Source organism: Wolbachia endosymbiont (group A) of Ischnus inquisitorius (assembly GCF_964026985.1).
Lineage (GTDB): Bacteria > Pseudomonadota > Alphaproteobacteria > Rickettsiales > Anaplasmataceae > Wolbachia > Wolbachia pipientis.
In genome coordinates this window covers 102,109-127,229 of record NZ_OZ034715.1, presented here as the reverse complement: position 1 = coordinate 127,229, position 25,121 = coordinate 102,109, and the positions used below count along the sequence as shown (strand labels likewise).

The 25,121-nt window shown below is 34.8% G+C and carries 23 protein-coding genes, 1 tRNA gene, 2 other RNA genes and 3 pseudogenes; 13 read left to right on the top strand and 16 right to left on the bottom strand.

From position 1 onward, the window contains the following. Positions 1–15 precede the first annotated feature (15 nt). Both dnaX and ffs read right to left on the bottom strand, forming a co-directional pair. The gene (gene dnaX / locus AAGD90_RS00675; RefSeq protein WP_341821966.1) at positions 16–1,617 is read right to left on the bottom strand and encodes a DNA polymerase III subunit gamma/tau; all 1,602 of its coding nucleotides are present in this window, start codon (positions 1,615–1,617) and stop codon (positions 16–18) included. 21 nt (positions 1,618–1,638) lie between these two features. Continuing rightward, an RNA gene (ffs, locus tag AAGD90_RS00670) (signal recognition particle sRNA small type) lies at positions 1,639–1,728 on the bottom strand. Positions 1,729–1,964: 236 nt separating this feature from the next. On the opposite strand from ffs, the pseudogene AAGD90_RS07140 reads away from it, so the two are divergent. Next, positions 1,965–2,081, top strand: a pseudogene (locus tag AAGD90_RS07140) (WPE palindromic element domain-containing protein); the annotation flags it as partial. A 107-nt stretch (positions 2,082–2,188) separates the two neighbouring features. Beyond that, entirely contained in the window at positions 2,189–2,842 is a 654-nt protein-coding gene (locus tag AAGD90_RS00660; RefSeq protein ID WP_010081992.1) for a glutathione S-transferase family protein, read from the top strand. 1 nt (position 2,843) lies between these two features. On the opposite strand, the gene AAGD90_RS00655 is transcribed toward AAGD90_RS00660, so the two are convergent. Next, positions 2,844–3,491: an O-methyltransferase gene (locus AAGD90_RS00655; RefSeq protein ID WP_010081993.1), complete on the bottom strand. Its 648-nt coding sequence runs from the start codon at positions 3,489–3,491 to the stop codon at positions 2,844–2,846. Between the two features lie 250 nt (positions 3,492–3,741). Here AAGD90_RS00655 and AAGD90_RS00650 point away from each other — a divergent pair, with 250 nt between their 5' ends. Then, positions 3,742–4,020 carry a DUF2671 domain-containing protein gene (locus AAGD90_RS00650; protein WP_341821965.1) on the top strand — a complete coding sequence of 93 codons (279 nt, stop codon included), beginning with the start codon at positions 3,742–3,744 and terminating at the stop codon, positions 4,018–4,020. Positions 4,021–4,049: 29 nt separating this feature from the next. Here AAGD90_RS00650 and AAGD90_RS00645 read toward each other — a convergent pair whose 3' ends face one another. The 3 genes from AAGD90_RS00645 to ssrS form a co-directional block, all read right to left on the bottom strand. Continuing rightward, a complete protein-coding gene (locus AAGD90_RS00645) occupies positions 4,050–4,754 on the bottom strand; it encodes a DsbA family protein (protein WP_038199341.1) in 705 nt (234 codons plus the stop codon). Positions 4,755–4,808: 54 nt separating this feature from the next. Then, a complete protein-coding gene (locus AAGD90_RS00640; RefSeq protein ID WP_244663039.1) occupies positions 4,809–5,288 on the bottom strand; it encodes a type II toxin-antitoxin system RatA family toxin in 480 nt (159 codons plus the stop codon). A 1-nt stretch (position 5,289) separates the two neighbouring features. Next, positions 5,290–5,450, bottom strand: a non-coding RNA gene (ssrS, locus tag AAGD90_RS00635) — 6S RNA. 116 nt (positions 5,451–5,566) lie between these two features. Between ssrS and AAGD90_RS00630 the strand changes: the two genes are divergently transcribed. Together AAGD90_RS00630 and AAGD90_RS00625 are read left to right on the top strand one after the other, a co-directional pair. Continuing rightward, the gene (locus AAGD90_RS00630; RefSeq protein WP_010963011.1) at positions 5,567–6,157 is read left to right on the top strand and encodes a phospholipid-binding protein MlaC; all 591 of its coding nucleotides are present in this window, start codon (positions 5,567–5,569) and stop codon (positions 6,155–6,157) included. Continuing rightward, on the top strand, positions 6,154–7,443 hold the full coding sequence (locus AAGD90_RS00625) for a bifunctional folylpolyglutamate synthase/dihydrofolate synthase (RefSeq protein ID WP_022626401.1): 1,290 nt from the start codon (positions 6,154–6,156) through the stop codon (positions 7,441–7,443). Before AAGD90_RS00630 ends, AAGD90_RS00625 begins: the two co-directional genes overlap by 4 nt. Here the strand turns inward: AAGD90_RS00625 and AAGD90_RS00620 are convergent. Both AAGD90_RS00620 and AAGD90_RS00615 read right to left on the bottom strand, forming a co-directional pair. Continuing rightward, a complete protein-coding gene (locus AAGD90_RS00620) occupies positions 7,411–8,373 on the bottom strand; it encodes a J domain-containing protein (protein WP_341822201.1) in 963 nt (320 codons plus the stop codon). The two genes, AAGD90_RS00625 and AAGD90_RS00620, sit on opposite strands and share 33 nt — an antisense overlap. A gap of 396 nt (positions 8,374–8,769) precedes the next feature. After that, positions 8,770–9,629, bottom strand: a protein-coding gene (locus AAGD90_RS00615) for an IS630 family transposase (RefSeq protein WP_156518142.1) whose coding sequence is annotated in 2 segments (ribosomal slippage) — positions 8,770–9,305 and positions 9,305–9,629 — 861 coding nt in all. Because the reading frame shifts where the segments join, the coding sequence is not laid out codon by codon here. 150 nt (positions 9,630–9,779) lie between these two features. Between AAGD90_RS00615 and AAGD90_RS00610 the strand changes: the two genes are divergently transcribed. From AAGD90_RS00610 to AAGD90_RS07130, 3 genes are read left to right on the top strand one after another with little or no spacing between them, the layout of a single operon-like run. Beyond that, positions 9,780–10,133 carry a transposase gene (locus AAGD90_RS00610; protein WP_264329466.1) on the top strand — a complete coding sequence of 118 codons (354 nt, stop codon included), beginning with the start codon at positions 9,780–9,782 and terminating at the stop codon, positions 10,131–10,133. Beyond that, a complete protein-coding gene (locus AAGD90_RS07135) occupies positions 10,087–10,509 on the top strand; it encodes an IS3 family transposase (RefSeq protein WP_410529995.1) in 423 nt (140 codons plus the stop codon). The genes AAGD90_RS00610 and AAGD90_RS07135 overlap by 47 nt, the downstream gene beginning before the upstream one ends. Before the next feature lie 3 nt (positions 10,510–10,512). Continuing rightward, on the top strand, positions 10,513–10,722 hold the full coding sequence (locus AAGD90_RS07130) for a hypothetical protein (RefSeq protein WP_405197159.1): 210 nt from the start codon (positions 10,513–10,515) through the stop codon (positions 10,720–10,722). Here the strand turns inward: AAGD90_RS07130 and AAGD90_RS00600 are convergent. Further along, positions 10,655–11,997: pseudogene (locus AAGD90_RS00600) on the bottom strand (IS110 family transposase). The gene AAGD90_RS07130 and the pseudogene AAGD90_RS00600 overlap by 68 nt on opposite strands. Before the next feature lie 282 nt (positions 11,998–12,279). On the opposite strand from AAGD90_RS00600, the gene AAGD90_RS00595 reads away from it, so the two are divergent. From AAGD90_RS00595 to AAGD90_RS00585, 3 genes are all read left to right on the top strand, one after another. Further along, positions 12,280–12,444, top strand: coding sequence for an IS3 family transposase (locus AAGD90_RS00595; protein ID WP_010082072.1), 165 nt, complete (start codon positions 12,280–12,282; stop codon positions 12,442–12,444). A gap of 214 nt (positions 12,445–12,658) precedes the next feature. Then, positions 12,659–15,235: a DNA polymerase I gene (gene polA / locus AAGD90_RS00590; protein ID WP_341821964.1), complete on the top strand. Its 2,577-nt coding sequence runs from the start codon at positions 12,659–12,661 to the stop codon at positions 15,233–15,235. Between the two features lie 49 nt (positions 15,236–15,284). Continuing rightward, positions 15,285–16,439, top strand: coding sequence for a hypothetical protein (locus tag AAGD90_RS00585; RefSeq protein WP_341821963.1), 1,155 nt, complete (start codon positions 15,285–15,287; stop codon positions 16,437–16,439). A 26-nt stretch (positions 16,440–16,465) separates the two neighbouring features. Here AAGD90_RS00585 and AAGD90_RS00580 read toward each other — a convergent pair whose 3' ends face one another. From AAGD90_RS00580 to AAGD90_RS00565, 4 genes are all read right to left on the bottom strand, one after another. Beyond that, positions 16,466–17,245 (bottom strand): exodeoxyribonuclease III, encoded by a 780-nt coding sequence (locus tag AAGD90_RS00580; RefSeq protein ID WP_264329463.1) that lies wholly within the window; start codon positions 17,243–17,245, stop codon positions 16,466–16,468. Continuing rightward, positions 17,245–17,952, bottom strand: a complete 708-nt coding sequence (locus AAGD90_RS00575; RefSeq protein ID WP_182321018.1) for a uroporphyrinogen-III synthase — start codon at positions 17,950–17,952, stop codon at positions 17,245–17,247. Before AAGD90_RS00575 ends, AAGD90_RS00580 begins: the two co-directional genes overlap by 1 nt. Before the next feature lie 253 nt (positions 17,953–18,205). Further along, positions 18,206–18,703: a hypothetical protein gene (locus AAGD90_RS00570; protein ID WP_010962975.1), complete on the bottom strand. Its 498-nt coding sequence runs from the start codon at positions 18,701–18,703 to the stop codon at positions 18,206–18,208. A gap of 70 nt (positions 18,704–18,773) precedes the next feature. After that, a tRNA-Leu gene (locus AAGD90_RS00565) sits at positions 18,774–18,858 on the bottom strand. Between the two features lie 62 nt (positions 18,859–18,920). Between AAGD90_RS00565 and tldD the strand changes: the two genes are divergently transcribed. Both tldD and AAGD90_RS00555 read left to right on the top strand, forming a co-directional pair. Further along, positions 18,921–20,339, top strand: coding sequence for a metalloprotease TldD (gene tldD / locus AAGD90_RS00560; RefSeq protein WP_341821962.1), 1,419 nt, complete (start codon positions 18,921–18,923; stop codon positions 20,337–20,339). Between the two features lie 286 nt (positions 20,340–20,625). Next, positions 20,626–21,873, top strand: coding sequence for an IscS subfamily cysteine desulfurase (locus AAGD90_RS00555; RefSeq protein ID WP_151807811.1), 1,248 nt, complete (start codon positions 20,626–20,628; stop codon positions 21,871–21,873). Positions 21,874–21,907: 34 nt separating this feature from the next. Here the strand turns inward: AAGD90_RS00555 and AAGD90_RS00550 are convergent, their stop codons facing one another. The 3 genes and pseudogenes from AAGD90_RS00550 to AAGD90_RS00540 all read right to left on the bottom strand — a co-directional run. Further along, a complete protein-coding gene (locus tag AAGD90_RS00550) occupies positions 21,908–22,696 on the bottom strand; it encodes an Rpn family recombination-promoting nuclease/putative transposase (RefSeq protein WP_006280130.1) in 789 nt (262 codons plus the stop codon). Beyond that, positions 22,693–24,240 carry a group II intron reverse transcriptase/maturase gene (ltrA, locus tag AAGD90_RS00545; protein ID WP_341821897.1) on the bottom strand — a complete coding sequence of 516 codons (1,548 nt, stop codon included), beginning with the start codon at positions 24,238–24,240 and terminating at the stop codon, positions 22,693–22,695. The genes AAGD90_RS00550 and ltrA overlap by 4 nt, the downstream gene beginning before the upstream one ends. A gap of 633 nt (positions 24,241–24,873) precedes the next feature. Further along, positions 24,874–25,119 (bottom strand): annotated as a pseudogene (locus AAGD90_RS00540) (PD-(D/E)XK nuclease family transposase); the annotation flags it as partial. Between the last annotated feature and the right edge of the window lie 2 nt (positions 25,120–25,121).

The following is a 25,121-nucleotide window of genomic DNA, read 5'->3' as shown; positions in this document are numbered from 1 at the left end:
ACTAAAACCCACAACTTACTCCTTATTTTCTATATTAACTACTTTTGCACCTTTAAACGTGTCAAGGATATCCTTAACTGCAGGTGCATAATTTAAATTACTCACTTCCCTGTTTATATAACCTGTATCAACTGCAACAACCCACTCTTGCTGAGTCACCTGGTTTAAGTAATTTTTTAAATCATTGCAAAAATTACTATCCAACTTAGATACAGCTTTTAATTTTAAATATCCAGGTTTACAATCTATTAATTGTAGATTATTACACAGTTGTTTGTAAAGATAAATTTGGTTACTTCGCCTTAATAGTTGCAAAATCTTATCAAAATCGTAATTTTGTTGTTTATTTTCCACATGGATCCCAGTGTCACGCACTGGGATGACAGAGTGGGGTTGTTGTTTACTTTCCACATATTTTTTTGGATCCGAGTAGTCAGCTACTTGGATGACAGAGGGGGAAGGTGCAACAGGTCTGCCCTGTCTATTTCCTTGCTCTACATTCTGCGAAAGAACTTTTTTGATCACCTGTTCCGGAGAAGGCAGATCAGAAAGATAACAGAGGCTAATTAACATCATTTCAGCAGCAACATCGTTGCATGTTGAAGTTTTTATATCTTGAATACCTTTAAGCAACATCTTCCACAATCTCGAAAAAAATATTAAAGATCTCTTTATACTTAAATCTTTTATCCTATTCTTTTCATGCTCTGTAACTGCATTATCAATCTCTTTTGTAATCAAAAAACGGCATACTAACTGAATTGTTTGCAATAGACCTTCAAAAATACTAAGTGGGTTTGCTGTTTTTACCGCCTTGTCAAACACTGATAGAGCTTTCTGTAAATCACCTTCTAATATTGCCCCTAATAGATCAAATATAATATCTTTATCCACTAGGCCAAGTATGTCTGTCACATTTTTAGTGGATATTGCACCATCTTTGCTATATAGCACTGCTTGATTCATCAAAAACAAGGCGTTACGCATTGAATTTCCAGAGTGTCGTGCAATTAATTCTAATGCTCCCTTTTCAATGGAATAACTCTCTTTTTGTGCAACATCATTTAAACGTTCCACTATTTTAGCTACAGGAATGTTGTGTAAATCAAATCTTTGACAACGTGCAATAATAGTTATTGGTATCTTTTTTATTTCCGTAGTTGCTAAAATGAACTTTACACTAGATGATGGCTCTTCTAGGGTTTTAAGTAATGCGTTAAATGCACTGCTAGATAGCATGTGTACTTCATCTATAATGTAGACTTTGAATTTAGAGCTTATAGGTGAATAGCAAATATCTCCCAGGATTACTTTAATATCGTCAATGCTAGTGTGACTTGCTGCATCGATTTCAATTACATCTGGATGGCTTGAATTTTTTATTGCTAGACAATTTTCACATGATCCGCAAGGTTCAAAAATTGGCCCCAGGGAACAATTCAAACATAAAGCTATTATCCTTGCAGTGGTGGTTTTACCAACTCCACTACTACCAGAGAGCAGTATAGATTGTGGGATTTTGTTTAAAATAAAAGCATTTTCTAATACACGCACTAATATATCTTGACCTACTAGATCTTTGAAGCTACTAGGACGATGTTTTAATGCTATATTCATAGCCTCGGATAAAACAAATAATGAAATAGGTATGCAACCCAAAAAGGTTCTGATATGGCTGCTTCATTTCTGATCTGACCAAATTACAGAGTTTTTGCCTGCATACCTTATAAAATATTATACTTTTTTTTTTATTTAGCAAGGTATATCCTATATTAGCTCTATAATTTGATATGTTAAATTTTTTACAGTGCTATTTTGAAGTAAACAAAAAGTTAGTTGTCATGCAAGTCACTACAAGATTGTCACTCCAATGTTTATTTATGTCATTTCAGCGCTTATTTATGTCATCCCAGTGCCTAGGCATACAGCTGTATGAATGTTGTGATATAAGAGCAATTTTTACCGAAAAGGATGTCATCCCAGTGCTTGACTACTTGGATCCAGAAAACTTAACTGTAAATGAGCGCACTAGGCAATTGTATAACAAGAACTGGATTCCAGTGTCAGCTACTTGCATGACACTACCTGCTACGCAAACTTCTGTGGACTACAAAGAAAGTTCGTACAGTTGTAGGTCAAGCCATAGAGTAACAAAAAAAGGATATTGGTATAACAAAAGAGGAACATTATGATTTTATATCATTTTCCTCTTTGTCCATTTTCACGAAAAGTTAGAGCTTTTCTAAAAGAAAAAAAATTAGGCTGTGATCTAGTGTATGAAAATCCGTGGGAAAAGCGGAATGAATTTATGGAGATCAATCCAACCGGGCAAGTACCAGTGTTAATAGATAATAACTTTGTAATAGCGGATAGTAATGCCATTTGTGAATATATAGAAGAGACTTACAATAGCGACGTCAAATTACTTGGTTCATCCACTATTATTAAGTCTAAAATACGCGCTCTAATCAATTGGTTCGATAACAAATTTTACAATGAAGTTACTAAGTATATTATGAATGAAAAAGTAATTACTAACCGCAGCCCTGACTCTAGATTTCTTCATGCAGCTCAGCATAACCTGCCTTGCCATATGGAATACACCGAACACTTAATTAACAAGAACGTTTGGCTTGCAACTGATAAGTTCACTTTAGCTGATATTACTTTAGCATCGCATATTTCCGTAATGGATTATGTAAGTAGTTTTCCATGGGAAAAAAGTAAAATTTTAAAAGAATGGTACTCCATTGTTAAATCAAAGCCTTGTTTTCGTGAGATATTATTAGAGAGGATTTCTGGTTTAATCCCTCCTAAACATTATGCTGACCTTGATTTTTAACTTATGTTAGCTTTAAAGCTACAGTCATTCCTTCATCAGTTGGAATCAATATAGAGAAATATTTTTTTTCATCTGATAATCTATTATTAAACTCCCTCATGGCATGCCATGATTTTTCTGATACTTCTTTTGGAGGCGATTCTAAAAATACTGTGTTAAACAGTAGAGTGTTATCTGCAACGATTAGCCCATCTTGTTTAATGTATGACTCTGCCCAATCTAAATACTTAGGATAACTACTTTTGTCAGCATCAATAAATATCATGTCAAATGGTGCTTTTGCTGATAATTCATTAATTTTTTCCAGTGCATCGCCTTCTATTAGAGTAATTTTATCACTTAGATTAAAAGCACTAAAATTTTTTTTTGCTATTCTTGAGTGTTGAGGATTATTTTCTATTGTATATATATGACCGTCTTTTAGTAGAGCTTTTGCCATGCAAATCGACGAGTAACCGTATAACGTGCCAATCTCAACAATACTTTTGATTTTTTGGATTTTTATAAATAAACTTAATAGCTTTCCTTCTTCAGGGCCAATTTGAATATGTTGCTTTTTTTCAAGAATACAATATTCTTCTATTTTTTTATATTCTTTTGCAAATAGATTTCTTATGTATGACAATTTTATACTAAAATTATTACGCATATATTATAAATTAGGGAGACTTAATTCATACACAATTTATAAATATAATAATATAGTTTAAAATAATAAAAACATTTATTTTAAGTTATTATTTCATATTATAAAATTTTAAGTGACAAAAATTATTATATATCGTACTATAGTTAACTAGTATAATAAACAGTCGATTATTATGCTAGAATTAAAGGGATTGTTTATGCGCATTTCTCTTTTTAAAATATAATTTTTATAATCAATTAGAGGGGGTTATATGTCTTATACTATTGCTGGTGAAGTTGAAACGTTAAACAAAAAATCTAACAAGAATGAAGGGGTTATGTTACTACATAATCCAGCTTATCGTGAAAAGTATAAAGAACGTTTTGATGAAGCTCAGAGAAGAGTTATGGATATGGTTCAGTTTTATGATGGGACAATAGTATTAATAGAGAATAAAATCGCTATGTATTACTACACTTGGCACAGTAAAAAAAGAGAGTTTGAGCGTAAAAAACAACAAACAGTAGTGAAAAACAATGACTCAGCATAGAGTCTTTTATATGGTAAGCTACAGTGGTATTACTTCACTATAGCTTTTCCATATAATTTATCTATCACATTAGTGAAATATTTCAGCTCTTTATACCCTCCATGTTTAACTTTATTATGCTCTATATATGATTTATCATCGTTAAGCTTGATGAAAAATATTGGAGTGGCTGTGATACCAAGTTTATTAATTGCCAGTGATTTATCATTTACGATTTTATCCATTATTTTCTTATCATTAATGCATTGGTTAAATGCATCTTGCTTTAAGTTGCTTAGTGCAGCAATTCTTTGTAGTAAAGTCAAATCACTTAAATTGTAGTAATTCCACGAATCTATTGAGTTAAAAACAGCTTTGTTAAAATTAAAGTAGTCTTCTTGTTTTTCGTAGCAATGACTTAGCATTGCAGCCTTTAGCCCTCTGTAATCCAAAGGAAAATGACGAAATATATATAACATCTTACCTGTGTCTATATATTTCTCTTTAATTTTAGGAAAAACATTCCTATGAAAAAGAGAGCAGTGATAACAAGTTAATGAAGCATATTCTATCATTAGAATTGGTGCTTTTGGATCTCCTAATAATTTATCATTAGGTAATGGCGATAATAGCTCATTTGATGTTATTTCATTGGGTTTTTTTTGAATGTATTGGTTATCGGATAAATCTTGCTTAACAACTGCATAAGAATTAACACTTATGAAAATTAATAAAAACAATAGTCTAAAAATCATTACAATATAAACACTTAACTTACTAAAAAAAATTATACATTTATATTAATAATGTCAAGATAACTTTTGTTTAGCAAGGCTTTCAGCCCTATCTTTAAATGCAGCAATTATTTTACTTTGTGTATACTTATATACTGAGTTTAATAAAGTGGAAAATGAGTTGGACTTAAACTTAAACTCTATATAAAACTTTACCATAGTTTTATTTTCATCTATGGGAATGAATTGCCATTCATTGTATAGATGTTTAAATATTCCATTTGATGATACAGCTTTTATCCAACCTTCATTTGTTCCACTTGGAGAAAGAGAAGTAACTTCTGATGTATATCTACCTTTAATTCCATGAAAAGCTGCGAGGAGATCCACAACCATTTGGTTGTTAATTTTTTCTTTTATATAAACGGCTTTGCACCAAGGAACAAAATCAGGATACCTTTCAACATCAATTACAATTTGGAATACTTCATTAGGCAAACATAGGAAAACACCCTGTTCTTTGTATTGATGAAGCATAAATGTTAAACCAATCAAAATAGGATCCGTATCTACCGTCAGCCTTAGTAGATTCCTGAGACTAAAGTTAAGGTGGGCATCGCGTATCAATTTCAACGAAATTAACAGAGGCAATTCCCTTGACTAGAAATTATCGCTCGGGAAATTTAACTTAACTCATAACGCATAGAACAGACCCTTAATTAATTGTAGATGATTTATACAAGGTGTGTCTATAGATATATTAAAGCTAGCGATTATTATTTAATCTTTATTAAACTTTGCATTCTAAGTATCATAGCTAATAAATATATCTTATGAACATTACTAAAGTTTTAACTATCATTGTTTTTATTGTAATTTCTTCAAGTGCTTACACTAATTGTACAGATCACAAAATTTTTGTGCATACTATGAAGCAACAAGTGGATGGTATATCTACAAAGGAGAATAAAAAAAACCGGGAATGTGTGCAAAAAAAGCTTCAGGAGGTCATTCAAAACAATGTTAACCTCAAAGGAATATCGCAATTCGTCATAGGAAAACATTGGGCTTTAGTTAAACAAAAAGAAAAAGAAGATTTTTTAAGAGAGTATGAAGTGTATCTTACGCGTTTGTGCGTTAAAATTTTATATAAATACATGCATGATAGTGAAATGATCATAATGAGTACAAAAGCAGTTGACGATGAAACTTGCTTAATTGGTACAAGATTTTCTTACGGTGATGAAGAATTTACAAATATTGATTTTAAAGTTACTAAAAATAACAGTTCTTTCTTGATAAGTGATGTTGTAATGAGTGGAATAAGTATTGCTATTAATCAACGTTATCAATTTAGTGAAAAAATCGACACGCATGGCATAGCAAGCGTTATAGCTGAATTAAAATGCAATAACAATCCATGATATATATGCCTCATTGGCCTAAGCCACTTGGTAGCAGGCCGAATGATTTTTCTCTTGATCGCATAAAAGGCTTTCTTAGCAAACTAGATAACCCCGAGAAAAAAGTGCCTCCCGTAATTCATATAGCTGGAACTAATGGGAAAGGCTCAACACTAGCATTTATAAGATATATAATGCAAGCAGCAGGGTATAAGGTACACGCATACACTTCTCCACATTTAGTGAGTTTTAATGAGAGGATAGTGATAGCCGGCAGCTATATCGACGATAATGAATTATATAGCTTATTAGAAGAATGTCGTGCAGTAATTGCAGAACAACCTATCACTCTGTTTGAAGCTGCAACTATTGCAGCTTTTTTAGCTTTTTCTCGTCATAAAGCCGATATAACTTTAGTTGAAGTGGGTATGGGTGGAAGGCTTGATGCAACAAATGTTATAGATAATCCGATTTTAACAATAATTACTTCCATTGCACTTGATCATACGGAATATCTTGGCCCTACTGTAGAAATTATAGCAGGTGAAAAGGCTGGAATAATGAAACCTAATGTTCCTTGCGTAATAGCACCGCAAGAAAAATCTATAGTGAACACGCTAGAACACCACGCAATAAATAAGAAATCTCCCTTGTATAGAGGAGGTCTTGAATGGAATTGCAAAAAAAAGAACAACAAAATGGTTTTTCAATCAGCTATTCAATCAATAGAATTTCCTTTGCCATCTTTAAAGGGTGATCATCAGGTGATTAATGCAGGCAATGCTATTGCAGCATGTAGTATTTTAAGTGGAAAGTATGAATTTGATATTGGAGAAGAGGATATCACTTCAGGTTTACAGTGCACTTATTGGCCTGCACGGCTAGAGTCTATAAAAGAAGGTAATTTAATTTTCCTACTACCGAAAGATTGGCAATTATTTTTAGATGGTGCACACAATAATGATGGTGCTAGAGTACTATCTCAGTGGGTAAAAGATAATTTTGCTGAAGGTATTTATATGGTTTTTGGTGTTACTAGTAACAGAAATGTGGAAGAGTTCTTAGAGCACTTAAAGCCATATATCAAGCTACTATGTGCGGTTTGTGTTAAGTCTGAACCTAAAGCAACAAATACAAATTTGATTAGGGAAAAAGCCAATAACATAGGAATAAAAGCAGTTGAATGTGAATCAATTGGCGATGCAATATCAAATCACATATTAAAAGCCTCTACCCAAAACGTCAAAACCATACTAATCTGTGGCTCATTGTTCCTAGCTAGAGACTTCGCTATGGAGAATAGCTAACTTTGATGATATTAACTGACCGATGGGGAAATAACTTTGATTGCTCATAGTACTGCTTGGCTTTTCGTTATCGACTTCTATAAACTGATCATCACCTTTAAATTGCTCCTCAATTGAATTTATAGCTGTCTTTTTGAGAATATAATTACTTGCAGCATTTAAAATAGGTGAAGTAACAATTAAAAGCGTGAATGGTAATGAAAGTAATAAGCCGGATAACATCATAGAGTTAGTTATACCAAAGCCGTTGGCAACTAAATCTAATCCCATACCGAAAAACATTAAAGATGTACAGATTGTGTTGCTCAAAATAACTGAATTTTTTAGCCACTTTAATTTAGTCCTATCACTCTTTGAAAAATTTTCGCATTCTTGGTCAAAGTTAAACAATAATAAAATATTAGTCTGATGATTAAACTCTTTCACATTTCTAGTATAAATGCTCTTAACAGCTAGATTTAAAATAGATCCTGCTAACAAGGGAGCAAGAAAACCTACTGCTATTGGTACATTAGAAGAAATACCATTAATTATTAAAAATGCAATTGATGTGAAGGATACTAAAAGAACTCCTAAGAGATTTGAATAAGAAGAATATTTTACATAAGCAGTTACATTATTGTTAATTGACTGCTGCTTATTATAGAGTTTATTTCTGCACTTATCATCTAAGTATTTTTGCAATTCTTCATAACTGCGACTCCACAACTTACCGCGTAATTCTTTTATTAAATTATTTCTTTTATTGAGACCTTTCTCCAATGGCTCTATTATAAATTCTTCAAAAAATGGCCTATTTAATGCAATAACCTTAAATTTCTCCTCCGCTTCTTTATTGTTTGGGTTTTTATCTGAGTGATATTTTAACGATAATTTACGGTATTGTTGACTAAGCTTTTTCTTAATATTCTTAATGTCAGAATTTACCACATCCTCCTTTTGAATATTAAATGTTAAAAACAACTGCTTTAAAGCGTGGTACTCATTTTCATTCAAAACATTTCTAGCCACATTACACCTACAAATTAACTAACTATTAATGTTCTATAATATACATATTTCCAAACTATGTCAATTATTTCATAAATATCTTTGGTAAAAATTATTTCTGTTATGACTAGCATGATAAGTGTATGAAGCGACTAAAATTGTCATTACAGCGCTTAGTGTACGACAGTGCTCCAACATTTAGGGTTGCAGTTTTCATGGCAGATCTGAGTAGCTGACCCATCTAAGAGGTGTCATTCAAGTAGCTGACACTGGAATGGCTTTGTTGCATCGCACCTTATACGGTAGTATAGCATTTCTCATAATAGTCCGAATAGGTCATAGGAAGGCAGAATCAACAGCACGACGAAAGGATTCGAATAGAGGAATGTTTTTCCTGGCTCTGTTTTTTATAGCAAACCAATGATGCTCAATTTTGTTAAAATCTGGAGAATAAGGCGGCAGATACAAAATTTCTGCACCGACTCCTTTAGCGAGCTTGATAAGCTTATCAGACTTATGAAAAGTAGCATTATCAAGAATGACAGTTTGTCCAGGTTCTAAGATCGGTGCCAAAAATTGCTCAAACCATCCATTAAAAATATCCATATTACAGTGGCCTTCAAATGTTAATGGAGCAACTATCTTTCTTCTACTTAAGGCTGCAACCATGCTGATTCGTTGAGTTTTTTTTCCAGATTTTAGGGCATAAAATCGCTGTCCTTTCTGGCAATACCCATATGGATAGTCCTCCGTGTTATCAATCCCAGACTCATCTATATACACTAAGTTTTCTGGTTCTTTTGTTGCTATAATTTTTAAGAATTCAGCACGTTTTTCTTCGTTCCTTTCCTTGTATCCATATGTCTTTTTTTGCGCGTAAATCCAATTTTTCTGAGAGCTCGGTGGATCGTTTGGATACTAACGTTGCCCCAAAGTTTAGCCATTTCCGACAGAGTTTTTCTACCGTGTTTTTTAGCAAATTCGATAAACTTATTCCAGTCGATAATTTTCTGATTGTAACCTCCATTACCGAGTTTTTTTGACTGAAAGTCGCCTGTTTCTTTTTTTCTTTGCTGCCACTCCCACAAAGTAGTTCGTCCAATTTTAAATCTTGCTGCCACTGCTTCTCTGCTTTCCCCTTCGTCTAGTGCTTCCATTGCTTTTTTTCTTAAATCATAACTATATGCTGCCGGCATCCAACCTCCTTATCGCCATCTATCCTTAATCTTATCATATCCGGACTTCTGTGGAAAGAGCTATACTTAAGAAATAGTGACCTTACCCAGAAAAAGTGGAGAGAAAGAAAAGAGTTTTTTTGGGTAAAATAAAATTTTGGAGGATTAGAAATGGTAAGAGAATATACGGCAGAATTCAAATTGGAAGCTGTTAAACTGGCAAATGAACAAAGAAAGGCAGGTCAAACAATTACAAAAATAGCAAAGGATTTAGGAATAAAGGGTGGTTTATTAGGAAAATGGATAAAGAAACACAACGAAAAAAAGTCAGCGGCAAATGCATTTCCAGGTAGAGGTAACATGGCTCCTTACGACAAAGAGAGGTTTGATTTACAAAGCAAGAGTAACAAGGGAAAGAGACATTTAAAAAAAAGCCCTGGCCAGTCAAAAAGAGTAAAATATTTTTTCATAAAAGAGCATAGTAAACACTATAAAGTGCAGGAATTATGTAGGGTTTTCTGCTAGTGGCTACTATAAGTGGACCACAAGAAAAATAAGCAGTAGAGAATCAGCAAATAAAGAGCTACTCGAAGCTATTCAAAAAATATATCAAGCTTCTAAATTTAGATATGGAGCTCCTAAAATTCATGCTGAATTGAAGGCTTTGGGTAAAAGTTGCAATTTGAAAACGGTGCAAAGTATTATGCAGAAAAATGACATCAGGGCTATACTGAGAAGAAAGTTTAAAATTAAAAAACAACAAACAGATAATAGAGCTGTAGCTCCCAATATACTAGATCAAAACTTTATTGTTGATCAACCAAATAAAGTATGGGATTACTTACATCAAAACCAAGGAGGGATGGCTATATTTGGCAGCAATAATTCTCACGTATGGTAGTTAATGAGTAGTGCAATAAATAAACAATTGGTTATGAACTCTTTATTAATGGCCATTAATAGGCGTAAACCTGTTAAAAATCTACTGCTGCACAGTGACCAAGGTTCACAATATACTGCGCAAGGGTATCAATATCTCTTAGCTTCTAAGAAACTCCCTCTATTAGTTTATCTTGTTTTACCAAGATATAGCCAAATTCCTTTGCTCTTTTGATCAAATTTTTCACAGTTCTATCTTTATAGCGTGTTTCATAGTATTCCATTCCTTTTTCCACATATTCCTGCCCGTATTTGAGCATACTATAAAATATGCATGCTATTTTTCTTGCAGTAGCTGTTATTGCTTTTGGCGCTCCTAATCGTTTTTTTAATCTCCTGTAGTATGCACCCAATGAACTTTTACTATTTCCTACAGAATTAGCAGCCATTCGAAATGCATTCGCAGCACGATTAATGACTTTACGCGTTCTTGTGCTAAACACTTTTTCTCCTGTAATTTTATTGGCAGGGCTGAGTCCTAACCACGATGAAAAGTGCTTTTCTGTTGACCATTTATTATGGTTTATACCAGTTTCTGAAATTATGGTCTGTATACTTAGCACATCAAGTCCTGGAACTTTAGTAAAATCCATACCAGTTACTCGGTGCAGTTCTGCAAAGCAAAACCCGGCTTACTTTTGCTATACTTATTCTTTTCCTTACTCAGCTGTTTACTTTCGTAAGACTTTGTTTCAAACGTTTTATAATAGGCCTCAATATTTCTATCACACTCTGCTATTTTTTCTTGGTAAATATTATATAGTTCAAATTCTTGCCTTAGCGTGAATAGGTGCTCCTCCCTATAGTCACCAGATAACGCTTTTGCAATAGTGGATTTATTGTTTTTAATATTTGGACTCCTGAACTCAGCCAGTTTGTCAGGGTTCCTTTCACCTTCTACAATTGCTTTAATGATGTGCATTCCAGTAACACCAGTAATATCACTTATAACTTTATGTAACTGAATATTCATTTGAATTAATGCCTTCTGCATACGTAGAACATGCGTAGATGCACTTTCAGTGAGAGTCTTACGTTGCCTAACATAACTACGCAGTATACATATTTGATTGTCTGGTCTAAATGACCCCTGAAGTAATCCGTAACTGTGCAGTTGTTGAAGCCATTGACAGTCTTGAACATCTGACTTCCTTCCAGGTACGTTCTTTACATGTTTTGCATTTACCAATTTTACTTCGAACCCAGATGATTCAAGTATTTGAAACAAAGGGATCCAGTATACTCCAGTAGATTCCATAGCTACAGTCGTAACTTTACACTTTTTTAACCACCGTGCTAAATTATGAAGATCTTCAGTAAAACAGCCAAATTTTTGAACACGTTGTTCATCTCTTCCTTCTGGTACACATGCGTAATGTACAGCTGAACCAATATCAATCCCCGCTGTATCAGGATTGACTATCTTTAATTTACTTTTTGCTTTTTTCATGGTAACCTTCTCTTTATAATTTACAATAGTGAAGCGCTTCAGCTTGGAATGGTTAAATAATACACTCTTCTAACCGAGGTAGTCTAAGGACTCCATCAATGGTTTAACCGTTTCCTCCAAAACCACGCTGCAAAACGGGCACTTAAGGCACCATTGCATAGTTCGGTTATAACTGCAGGAGCGCTTCTTGTAAATTATACCTAACTATTACTGAAAATCTAGATAGGGAGTTTTTTGTCTGGTTTAACAGACTTCATCCGTTCGGCGCTGTAAAGAATATAGATGAGTAATAAAGGCTGTTGTTACGACAATTCTGTTGCAGAAAGCTTCTTTAGCTCATTGAAAAGAGAAATACTTATTGATACTTCACAACACTCTGCTCAACAAACTAGAACTGCAATATTTGAATACATAGAAATTTTTTATAACAAACAACGTCACTATTAACTATTGCATTCCAGAACAATTTGATGCATCATTCTTTTTGTAAAAAACATTCCACACTTTCTCTCCACTTTTTCTGGGTAAGGTCATATGTGTACATCCCCATCATGAATGCTATTTTCGGTAAAATCTCTTACAACGCTCAAAAGCAGAAAAACAAAAACTTGATTTTCTCAGCTAAATAGTGGACCATCAAAAGCACGCATAAATATCTACAATGAAAGAAAAAACTTTCACAATCATCGATGGCTATGGTTTTCTTTTCAGAGCTTACTATGTACTACCTCACTTAATTACCACAACAGGAATGCCAATAGGTGGTGTATATGGCTTTCTGAATATGGTTCTTAAGTACATTGCCCATTCGGACTACTTAACTATAGCACTTGATGCAGGGAAAAAGAATTTTAGGCACAATTTATATCCTGAGTACAAAGCGAACAGAGTAACGCCTCCTGAGGATCTAACTCCACAGTTCACCATACTGAGGGAAGCGGTAGAAGCTTTTAACCTCAGCTATGAAGAGATTGAAGGTTATGAAGCAGATGATATAATTGCAACACTAGCTGCAAAATACGCCAACCACCAAGACTTTAAAGTGGTAGTCGTTTCATCAGATAAAGATTTATTTCAACTCTTGAACCACAATATTTTAATATTCGACCCCATTAAAAATATATATATAGATGAAAAACAAGTAATAGAAAAATTTGGCGTAAACTCACACAAGCTTCTTGATTTATTTTCTCTAACTGGTGATGCATCTGACAACATTCCAGGCGTTCCGGGAATAGGTCCGAAGACTGCAGCTAAATTACTGGATGAATTTGATTCATTGAATAATATTATAGAGAACATTGATAATATCGAGCAAACGAGGATTCGTAATATTTTCACCGAACATAAGGAAAAAGCTCTAATTTCAAGAGAACTTTTATCACTATGCGAAAAAGTAGACCTTCAACATGATATTGCAAAATATGAAGTCCATTCTCCAAATATGGAAAAACTATTATCCTTTTTAAAGAAGTATGAATTCAATTCCTTAATAGGGAAAGTGGAAAAGCTTTTTTCCTATAATGGGTCTAGCACAAAAGAGAAAATAGAATATAGTAGTGAAGAGTTAGAGAAATTTTTGGAGCATTGTAGATATGAAGGCAAAATTGCAATTCATTACCACCTTGAAAACAATGTATTAAGTCTATCTTATAGCGAAAGTAATATTTTTTATATAGAGCAAGACAGCATACAAGATGCACTCATTATAATTAACTTAACTTTGCTCTCAAATGGAGTGCTTAAAATAATACATAACATTAAAGAGATCAGGAAAATCTTCCCTACAGTAGAGAAGATGCTAGATTCAGTTGATGATTTGATGATAATGTCGTATAGCTTGGATACAGGAAAGCATGATCACAGTATTCCAAACATAGTTGCGCATAATTTGAGTGAAAATGCAGAAATTTTCTCGGCAAAAACTTTAATAGCAATTCATGAAAAGCTAAAGCAAAGGTTATTTCAGGAAAAATTGCTCACAATTTACGAGCGCTTCGATAAGCCACTTATGAAAGTAATATTTGATATGGAGAAAAATGGGATATTACTGAACATACAAAAATTACAGGAGCTGTCCGATAAATTTCAGCAGGTAATTGCCGTGCTTGAAGATGAGATATATAATTTGGCAGGAGAAAGATTTAATATTGCTTCGCCAAAACAATTAAGTGATGTTTTATTCAACAAAATGGGGCTTAATAAAAAGAAAAAGTCAAAAAAATCTGGATCGTATAGCACCAATTATGAAGTTCTAGAGGCACTCGAAGAAGAAGGGGTAGAAATCGCAAGTAAAATCTTAAATTGGCGACATTTAAGTAAATTAAAAGGCACCTACACTGATGCATTAATAAAGCAAGTTGATCCACTTGATGGTAGAATACACACAAGCTTTTCAACGACTGCAACTGCAACTGGAAGGCTGAGCTCCAGCAATCCTAATTTACAGAATATTCCTATCAGAAGCGAAGAGGGAAATCTCATCAGACAAGCATTTATTGCGCCAAAAGGGCATAAGATAATTTCTGCTGACTATTCACAAATAGAATTAAGACTCCTGGCACACGTTGCAAACGTTGCAGCATTTAAAGAAGCTTTTGCAAACGGACAAGATATTCATGAGATCACCGCAAGGCAAGTTTTTGGAGTGCAAGAAATAGATGAGCAATTAAGACGCAAAGCAAAATCCATCAATTTTGGAATTATATATGGCATTAGCCCATTTGGTCTTGCAAAGCGGCTTGGAATTACCATTGCGGAAGCTGCTGAATACATTAATTACTATTTTTCCTGTTACCCAGAAATAAAGGCCTATATGGAAAAAGCAGTGTCTATCGCAAGATTGCATTGTTATGTAGAAACTTTGTTTGGCAGGAGATGCTTTGTAAGAGACATAAACAATACAATTCCTTATATAAGACAATTTGCAGAAAGGGCAGCAATAAACGCACCACTGCAAGGAACCGCTGCTGATATAATAAAACGTGCGACAATTCAGCTTTTTGACCAATTGAAAGTAGGTAAAATAATCCTCCAGGTTCACGATGAACTACTGGTTGAAGTAGAAGACGAAAAGGTGCAAGAAACAGCAAAACTTATAAAAGATATAATGGAAAATGCAATAGAAATTTCTATACCACTTGAAGTAGAAATAAAAATTGGCGACAACTGGGGTCTAAATTCCCTTAATTATGACTTAAACATCGTGAATTCTAGGAGTATAAATCATTTGAACTAATACGAAAAATATGTTAGAATAGAACATAGCAAATGCAAATAGGTCAGCCATGATAGGCCCACAAGTAAAAAGTTCAAAACCTCCAAAGTTACCTACTCAGGTAACTAACAAAGATGAGAAAGTTTTTAAATTTGAAAAAGAGAAACATCAGTTAATCTATCGTACTTTCCTAGATATTTTTAAAAATCCAGAAAAACTAGAAGAGCAAACGAAACAGGAAATAGAAAAGAAGGAACAGGAAATAGAAAAGAAGAAACAGAAATTGAAAGAAAAACAAAAATTACAGAGTGATCTGAAGTCATTAAAGGAACGGTTACCTCGATTACAGGATGAAAATGAAAAGAAAATTTTTACTTTTGTATTTGAGAATAGTGGAAAGATATTCAACAATGTCAATCCAGAAGATATAAAATCACTCAGTGAAGAGAATTTTTCTCAGTTTTTACTTTCCGTATTTGAGAAAATTAGAGAGAAAAAATTAGCTAATGAGGAGAATCTCAAGAATGGTAAAATAAAAGAAGTAGTAGATGACTGTGTAGCTGATATACGCGGTACAGAAGCTAAAGATTCATCCATAAAGTTCGTATTGGAAATGCCGCTGCTGCTAATTGGAGGGATCAAAATAGACCCGAAAAATATTTCTGGCTCCTTTATGGATGGGGTGAAAGAAAAAATACCATTCTTAGGTAAAGACAAAAAAGAGGAAGATGAACCACCACTTAGTGATGAAGAGATGGTAACAACGTTCTTAAGCAAGATCTTTTTTCCTGTCCTTCTTTCCACTATTCCAATGTTAATTTTTGGTCCTACTACACTCGGAGTAGTTCTTACTGCTATCGGCACAATATTTGCCATAAAAGGAGGAGTGGAGGTTCTTTTTTCAAATAACAAAAAAGGTACTTTGTATGACCCTAGCTCACAAGATAAAGATGATACAGAAAAGAGAGCAAAACTGAATGGAAAAATTCTCGAGGGCATTGATGATATTTTAAAAACCCCAGTTACAGAAGTTGAGAAAGGCACCTCTGTTTCTGAACAAATTTCCCAAGGAAAAGAAAAGAGTGAACAACAGCCTGTTCCTGAGCAAATTTCCCAGGTAGGAAACGAAAAAAGTGAGCAGCACGATCAATCTTGGACAGGAAAGGAAAACAAACGAAGGGAAAAACCACAGAGCAGCAAAGGTAAGACTACTCAGGTTTGCTAAAAGTGAATTGTGTAAGAGATCTGCTATTATTCTATAGCACATACAACAGGAGTATGGTCAGACGGATTTTCTAGCTTACGCAATCTATCATCTATGTAGCATGTTTCCAATTTATCTACAGCTTGTGGTGATAACAGCATATAATCTATTCGCATTCCTTGATTATTTCTGAGTGAATTGCCTTGATAATGCCACCAAGTGAATTGTTGCAAATTTGGGTGAGATATTCTAAACGCATCTTTAAACCCAAGATTCAAGATCGCTCTTAACTTCTCACGTTCTTTTATATGAAAGCACACTTGGCCATTCAATAAGTTTGAATCAAAGACATCAATTTCATCCGGTGCAACATTATAATCGCCAGCTATAATAGTTAACTCTTCATTCTTTAACAAAGTGCTCATCCTTTCATATAGATTATCAAAAAACTTGAGTTTATATTCAAATGCTTGAGAGTCCGGGCTTTGACCGTTTGGAACGTATACACTTCCCACCCTTACCTTCTGATTATTGTGCTTTATTATGCACTCTATATAACGCGCTTCTTGATAACCTTCTACGATATCAATCTTAAACTTCTCCAGTATCGGATATTTAGATAAAACACAAACGCCATTTCTTGCAACTTGTCCATAGACAGCACATTCATATCCCAGCTTCTCTATCTCTGCATAAGGAAATTGCTCTTCCATACATTTTATCTCTTGCAGCAAAATTATATCTATCTGACTATCAACTATAAAACTACAAAGTTGGTTAACTCTTTTACGTATGGAGTTTACATTCCAAGTTGCAATCTTTAGCATCAACAATCCTTATTAATTATATCAATTAAACTCTCCCCAGTAGGCAACCTCGATGTTATAATTTTTTTCCATTTGATTAACTTTAAACTATCAGCAATGTTTTTACTCATGGTATATGCAACTGCATTATTCATCACATGAGATAACCCACTTTTTAGAACTAATGAACAAAATATCCTTGCTGTCTGTGAGGAAAAAAAAGCAACACTATCAATTTTACCATCCAATAGTAAATTTTTACACCTATTAGTTAGATTCCTTTTTATAATTGTTTTATAGAGTACAACTTCTCTTACGTTAAAATCTTCTTCAGATAATCTCTTTTTTAGGTCACATGATACTTCTTGTCCCCTTATATACAAGAACTTTATTGCGTTTGAATAATGAGCTTTTATGAATGATATCAGACCATCAACGTTGCTGTCTGCTGAGATTATATCAGAAAATCCCAAATTTTTTGCAGCCTGCATGGTTGAATTACCAACTGTAATAATCGGAAAGTCATCCTCTTTGCATATTTGACTAAGAGCCTTTACACTGTTTTTACTTGTAGATATCACAACGTCAAATTCGTACGCAGATATATCAGGATTTAAGTACTTTATTGTGAATACTGGTTCTATAAAAACTTTGTATCCATACTTTCTCAATATATTTCTTGTATTGAACGAGTCCAATAAAGGCCTCGTTAATAAAATAGACTTCATTCTGATTTATTTCACTACTAGTAAAATAGTACCCTTTATACACAAATTACTGAATAAAAACTTTTATTTTGATAGCTTGAGCAATTATTCAAGTAATTGATGTGGAAGTAGGAGTACTAAGCGCTCCTACCCCAATAAGCCCACAATTTCTGCTTACACTTTTTTGACGCTAATTACATCGAACTCTTTTGAATGGCTTCCTTCAGTGGAATTATATAGCTAATATTCCTGTATAAGTTAAATAAGTTAATACTTAAGCTTGTACTCTTGCAGTATTTGAAGAGAGATTCTCAAGGACGTTTTTTGTCTGTGGTTCACTAATCATAGTTTGAACGATATTAGCTGCCATAATAACACAGCCTAGAATAAAAAAAGGCGTAGAAACAAAATAAATAACAGAAGACTCAAAAAGCGACATAGATGCAATACCTCCTATTAGAAATGAAGCACTGGATGCTATATCAAGATAGATCTTTGTTAACTTTTTTTGTCCTGGAGTGTTTTTTATGCCAGATTTCTTATTAAGATTCTGTTGTCGGGAATGATCATTTAGTGACCATATATTTAAAGCAAACGAAAGTGCACTGAATATAGTGCCGGCAATACTAAAATACAGACTTAAGACAGGAATATTCAAGACCAATGCCGCTATGTATCCAATGAAAGAGATAGTAGATAGTGTAGTAACTAAGCGTTTCGAGTAAGTTCGTACCTTCTTTCTGTAGGCTAACTTATCTTTTTCACCATACATAGCATAAATATTACCTAATATGTTATATTATAACATTAATTAATTCAATAAGCAATATGGAAGCTAAGAGTGCCCGAGAGAAGACTTGAACTTCCACAACTTAAAAAGTTACTAGCACCTGAAGCTAGCGCGTCTACCAATTCCGCCACCCGGGCTTTTTATAGTTTACTATGTTAAAGTTAAATAATATACTTAAACAATTTTTAGTTCAAAGGTAATGCCAAATCTAGATCAAATATTTTTTGCTCAAAACAATGTTAACATTAATAACGTATATAAAATAGTCAATAACGCTTTGAGCAATAGCGATGGTGGTGAGCTGTTTCTAGAATTTTGCCAGTCGGAGTCCCTGGTTTTTGAGGATAACATATTAAAACACATGGACTTGAATACTAGGAGGGGATTTGGTTTAAGGTCTTTTTGTGAAGATAGTACATCTTTCGTTTGTTCTTCTGAGATCAGCGAAAAAGAAATTAGTAATGCTGCTTCTATGGTAAAAAGCTCAGTGTCTTTAAACAAGACAAATTCAATAAATTTAAACGAAGAGACAAAAAGCCTATATTCGAGGATTAACCCTATAAATGAAATGGATCTGAATTCAAAGATTAAGCTACTCAATGAGGTTAATGAGTATGTAAGGTCCAAAAATAACTGCATGAAGCAAGTAAAAATAACTCTAAGTGGAGAATGGCAAGTTGTACAAATAATAAAGGGTGATCACAGATTAAGCGATATCAGGCCTCTGGTACGTTTTAATGTGCTAGTCATTGTAGAAAAAGATGGCCGTACCGAAAGAGGTTCTGCAGGGCATGGTGGAAGGGACTCTTATAGTAAGTTTATTTCTGAGAAAAAGTGGAAAGAAGTTGCAAACCAAGCGTTAGAACAAGCACTGGTAAATCTTGAAGCAATTCCAACTCCAGCCGGAGAAATGACAGTCGTTTTAGGTCCAGGCTGGCCAGGAATATTGTTACACGAAGCCGTGGGTCATGGACTTGAGGGCGACTTCAATCGCAAAAAAGTCTCAGCATTTTCAAATTCTGTGGGTAAACAAGTAGCAGCTAGTGACATCACAGTAGTTGATGACGGAACTCTGCCCAATTTGCGCGGCTCTATCAGCGTAGACGATGAAGGCACTCCACCCAGTTATAATATATTGATAGAGGATGGGATCCTAAAAGGATACATGCAGGATCATATGAACGCTAAACTCATGGGTGTAAGCCCAACTGGTAATGGTAGAAGAGAAAGTTATAAAGAAGTTATTATGCCGCGCATGACAAACACCTATATGTTGCCCGGAAAGTATACACCGAAGGAAATAATATCTAGCGTAAAGAAAGGTCTATATGCAGTAAATTTCGGTGGTGGGCAGGTTGATATAACGTCAGGAAAATTTGTTTTTTCATCTTCGGAAGCTTACCTAATAGAAAATGGCAAAATTACACAGCCAGTAAAAGGAGCAACACTAATTGGTGACGGTCCAACAGTGTTGAAAAAAGTATCTATGGTTGGTAATGACTTAAAGTTAGATCCTGGTGTTGGCACATGCTCGAAAGATGGACAAAATGTGCCCGTTGGAGTTGGTCAGCCGACACTCAAAGTCGACGCAATAACTGTTGGTGGAACTGAGATATAGATAAGGGCTAAAACGGATTCCAGCGCACGGCGCACAGCTGTACAAACATTATGATTTGGAAGCAATTGCCACCAATAGGGTGTCATCCCAGTGTCTGGGCACTGCCTTTGTGTTTGAGGCAAAACTGGCTATAACATTTAACACACTGCTTTCGCAAATAAATGTTCGTACAGTTATGTGTCAGCTACTTGGATGACACTTTTGTACTTGATGCAAGATTATATCTTGAAAAAATTAAGTTTTAATGCTATAAAATAATTGTAAATTTTGTCTCCGTGGTAGCTTTATGAATGTTGAAAGTAAAAAAATACACGATGCTAAAATAAAATTACCAATATTTCTTGATTATCAATCTACTACTAAAGTAGATCCCCGTGTTTTAGAGGTGATGATACCTTACTTTGGTGAGTTCAGCAATGCACACTCTCGCAGCCATTCATTTGGTTGGACTGCTGAAGAAGCAGTGGAAAAAGCAAGGAAACACATCGCTGATCTGGTGAACGCAGATAGCAAAGAAATTATCTTTACCTCAGGTGCAACTGAGTCAAATAATACAGCAATCAAGGGCGTTGCTCACTTTTATAAAAATAAAGGAAATCATATAATCACTGTCTGCACGGAGCATAAGTGTGTTCTGGATTCTTGTCGGCATCTGGAAAATGAAGGCTTTAAAGTTACATATTTGCCTGTTAAGCAAAACGGAATTATAGATTTATCAAAGCTTGAGGAAGCAATTACTGATCAAACAATCCTGGTTTCAGTGATGATGGTAAATAATGAAATCGGAGTAATTCAGCCTGTCAAAGAAATTGGTGTAATATGTAGAAAGCATAATATATTTTTCCACACAGATGCAGCTCAAAGCTTTGGAAAAGTTCCAATTGATGTTAATGAGATGTGCATTGATCTTATGAGTCTCTCTAGCCACAAAATTTATGGACCTATGGGAATAGGCGCATTATATGTACGTAGAAAGAATCCTCGTGTTAGGCTGATACCACTAATTAGTGGTGGTGGACAGGAAAGAGGCATGCGTTCTGGAACAGTTCCAACACCTCTTGCAGTTGGTTTTGGTGAAGCGGCACGTATTGCTAGAGAAGAAATGAAAAAAGAAACAACTAGAGTGGAAGAATTAAGGGATATTTTGTATAACAAGATAAAAGAAGCGTTTCCTGATATCGTTTTAAATGGTGATTATGAAAATAGAATTCCTGGCAACCTAAACTTGAGCTTTCCTTATGTTGAGGGTGAGTCTCTCATCATGGCAATCAAGGATTTAGCAGTAAGTTCTGGTTCTGCGTGCACGTCTGCGTCTCTTGAGCCTTCCTATGTCGTACGGTCGCTAAATAATGGCCATGACCTTGAGCATTCATCAATTAGATTTGGCCTAGGCCGATTTACAACTAAAGAAGAAGTTTTGTATGCAGCAGATCTTGTTGCTAAAAATGTTGGCCGACTGAGAGAAATGAGCCCACTTTGGGAGATGGTACAAGAAGGAGTAGATTTGAACACCGTGAAATGGGACTCTCATTAAATGTATCCGTTCCAACTGCAAATGCACTTTGAAATTACTCTGTACCGTTCACACTTAATTCTTCAATCTCACTAATAGAAAGGCCAGTAAACTTGACAATAGTGTTGACATCAACATTATTAGCCAGCATTGCTTTTGCGACTTCAATTTTCCCTTCCTCTTTACCAATTTTGATGCCTCTTTCTTCGCCAATTTGGATGCCTTTTTCAGTAGCAAGGTCAAGTCTGTATTCAAGAATGGCTTCTTCTTTCCGTAGATCCATTATTCTTTCCTCGTAAGCTACTAAATCTTTTTCATTCCAGCTAAACCTGTCTAATTCATCGTAGGCTAACTTTATTATTGGTGCTTTTTCTGCTATTTTCCTTAAGTCTTCTTCCGTAGTTTCATCTGCATATTTGAAGAAAAATAACCAACGATCCACTATGCTTTCTAGCTGTTCTTCCTTATTCTTAGGAAATTTAGGTAGTTCAATAAATACAAATTGAAAATCTTTTAAGTCATGCTCATTGGTTTTCTCATCTCTTATAGTGTGGCTGGATATATAATCAAGCTTATCAGGAAATAAATTACAATTAGAGATAGCAATAAAGAAAACCTTCTTTAAATCAATGTACTTACCAGATTTATCAGCTTGCCTTGAGTAAGCCTTAGCAGCATATAGTTGAGCTCGTTTTTCGAAGCCTTTATCGCGAGTGAGCTGGTCAGGTAAGGAAGCAGTATTACTACTACCCCCTCCCTTAGAAACGCAGCATGCAGGTTTCCCAACACTACGCTTGAGCCCCTTATCTAAGTTCTTCTTTTCTAGAACCGGCTTGTCCTTCATGATTCCTCAGGAAACATCATTCTTAATGGTGACACCAACAGTAGAGAACCTTCTCTTGAGAAAGAGCTTGCTAACATTCTTGTTCGTTTCACTCTCTCATCAAAATACTTTTTCCATTTTAAGTCAAGGGGATTTGCATCCGCTCTGATTTTAACATGTCGTCTGATAGGTATATCAATCAGCTTAAGCAGTCTTAAATACCGTATCTCTTTTGGTTTGTTCTTGCATAGGGGTGCAGCAAAAACCCATTGGCGTTGACCCATTACTTTGAAGTAACGATTCTTTATCCAACGTAATCCTTTACGAGGATGTCTTTTCTTTGCCCATTTCCATAAACTATGCCAAATTTCATTGTCGATCTTTCTAAACGCTTTTTTAGCACACACATGGTGATAGTAATTTCCCCATCCTCTCAGTAGAGAGCTGAGTGACTTAATTACTATAGCCTGAGTGTTCGCTATATTTGCTTTTATCAATGTACGTGCTTTATTAAGAAGTCTTTTAATACTTTCTTTCGAAGGTTTAATAATTAACTTCTTATTATATCTACGTACATTACAACCAAGAAAGTCAAACCCTGTTGTGATAGATGTAATCTTTGTCTTCTCTTCTGACAGAATTAAACCTCGCTCATGAAGAAAAGATGATACTAAAGGCTTAACTTCCTTTTCCAGTACTTCATGTGTGAAACCTGAAATAATAAAGTCGTCTGCGTATCTGATTACATTCACTCCACTTCTGATTTTGTTTCTTTTTCTACTGCCGAGTTTACCAAATCGACTTTCCAATAACTTTTCAAGTCCGTTTAAGGCTAAATTGGCTAGTATTGGAGAAATTATACCACCTTGCGGGGTACCTGCAGTTGTGGGATACAGAGTTTTTGATTCTAGGAAGCCAGCTTTTAACCAACTATGCAGAATTTTTTTCTCCATAGGAATATGCTTCATAAGCCATTCATGATTAATGTTGTCAAAGCATCCTTTGATATCACCTTCAAGTATCCATTGTAGTTGATTACGACTTGCCAGTAACAAATGACAAGCTACTGTAGCATCTGCACAGGATCTTTTAGGTCTAAAGCCATAGGAGTGACGATCACTGATCGTTTCAGCTATCGGTTCCAGAGCAAACAGATATAATGCTTGCATGGCTCTATCTTTTATCGTGGGTATTCCAAGAGGTCTTCTTTTGCCATTAGATTTACTGATATAAATCCGTTTTAGCGGAGAAGGTTTATATCCTCTTTGCTTTAACTGCTTTATTCCTTGAAATTTAGCATTGCAAGTTGACCATAGTTGACGATCTACACCCGCTGTGTTTTTTCCTTGGTTTTCAGTTACTCTCTTAACAGCCAAAGCTTTTCCGCTAAAAGAGCGTGTGAGAAGATGTTGTAAAGTTTTTACCTTACCCCATCTTCCTTCTTGGACAGCCTTAACAATACGTCTTTGTAGCCTCACAATAACTTTCTGGCATTTCTTCCATGGCAACTGCTTCCATGCTTCAAAGCTTTTGGTAGATGCACTTACAGGTTTACTTGTAATCATCTGCTTTCCTACCTTAAGTGGTTAACAAAGTTTCTTGTCACGAGGGACCAAACGGAAGTCTGCTCGTTTTCACGCGAATTAATGTTACAAATTCTATCCATTTCGTTACAAAATGGCATTCGCTTTCTCCATTCTCCTTTACCTGCACTTCCATCAGCATTCCTTGCGGTTTGCTTGCCATGTAGGCGAAAATACAGGCTTACCCTGTTTCTCCAGTCATACAATAGTGGGTTAGGTGGCTTCTCTATACCGGTGGAGTTATTATTTGCGTACATCTAGAAATGAAAAATGTAACTTATCCACATTACCTTTTGGTCAGAGCTTATCAGCATCTTTAGCTCTTTCATCGTATCGGTACTTATAAAGCTTCACTTACGTTCACCATACCACTAGCCTAGCCCTCCAACCACATGATGCTTGCAGTTTATGCCCCTCTCACGATTGAGCATCTTCTTTTTCAAGAGGAGGTTCATTGTCCGCATCGCTTGGCACCAACCGGTTGCCCGATTCGCACTGATGCGTAGACTCAGACGGCAAAACATCTGGTTTAATAAGTTTTAGAATCCTTTCAGTTTCTTTCTGAATGAATTCCTCTCCTTTTAAACAATATGACCGAAGACTTTCAGGTCGCACCATTTCTGCTATATATCTATTTCCGTGAGAATCCTTGCAGAGAACATCAACAATACTTTGTTTATCAGAGGCAACTTCGGGATCCATAATAGTGCTAAGAAACTCAACTTCTTGTATTGCATTTATCTCAGTAAACCCTAAAATATCGTTCAAAAAGTGGATCAGGATATTCTTATTTTTTTCCGTTCCAAAGATTTTTTTGAAACACAAATCATTGCGAGGATCGAGAAATTTTGAAAGAGCCATGG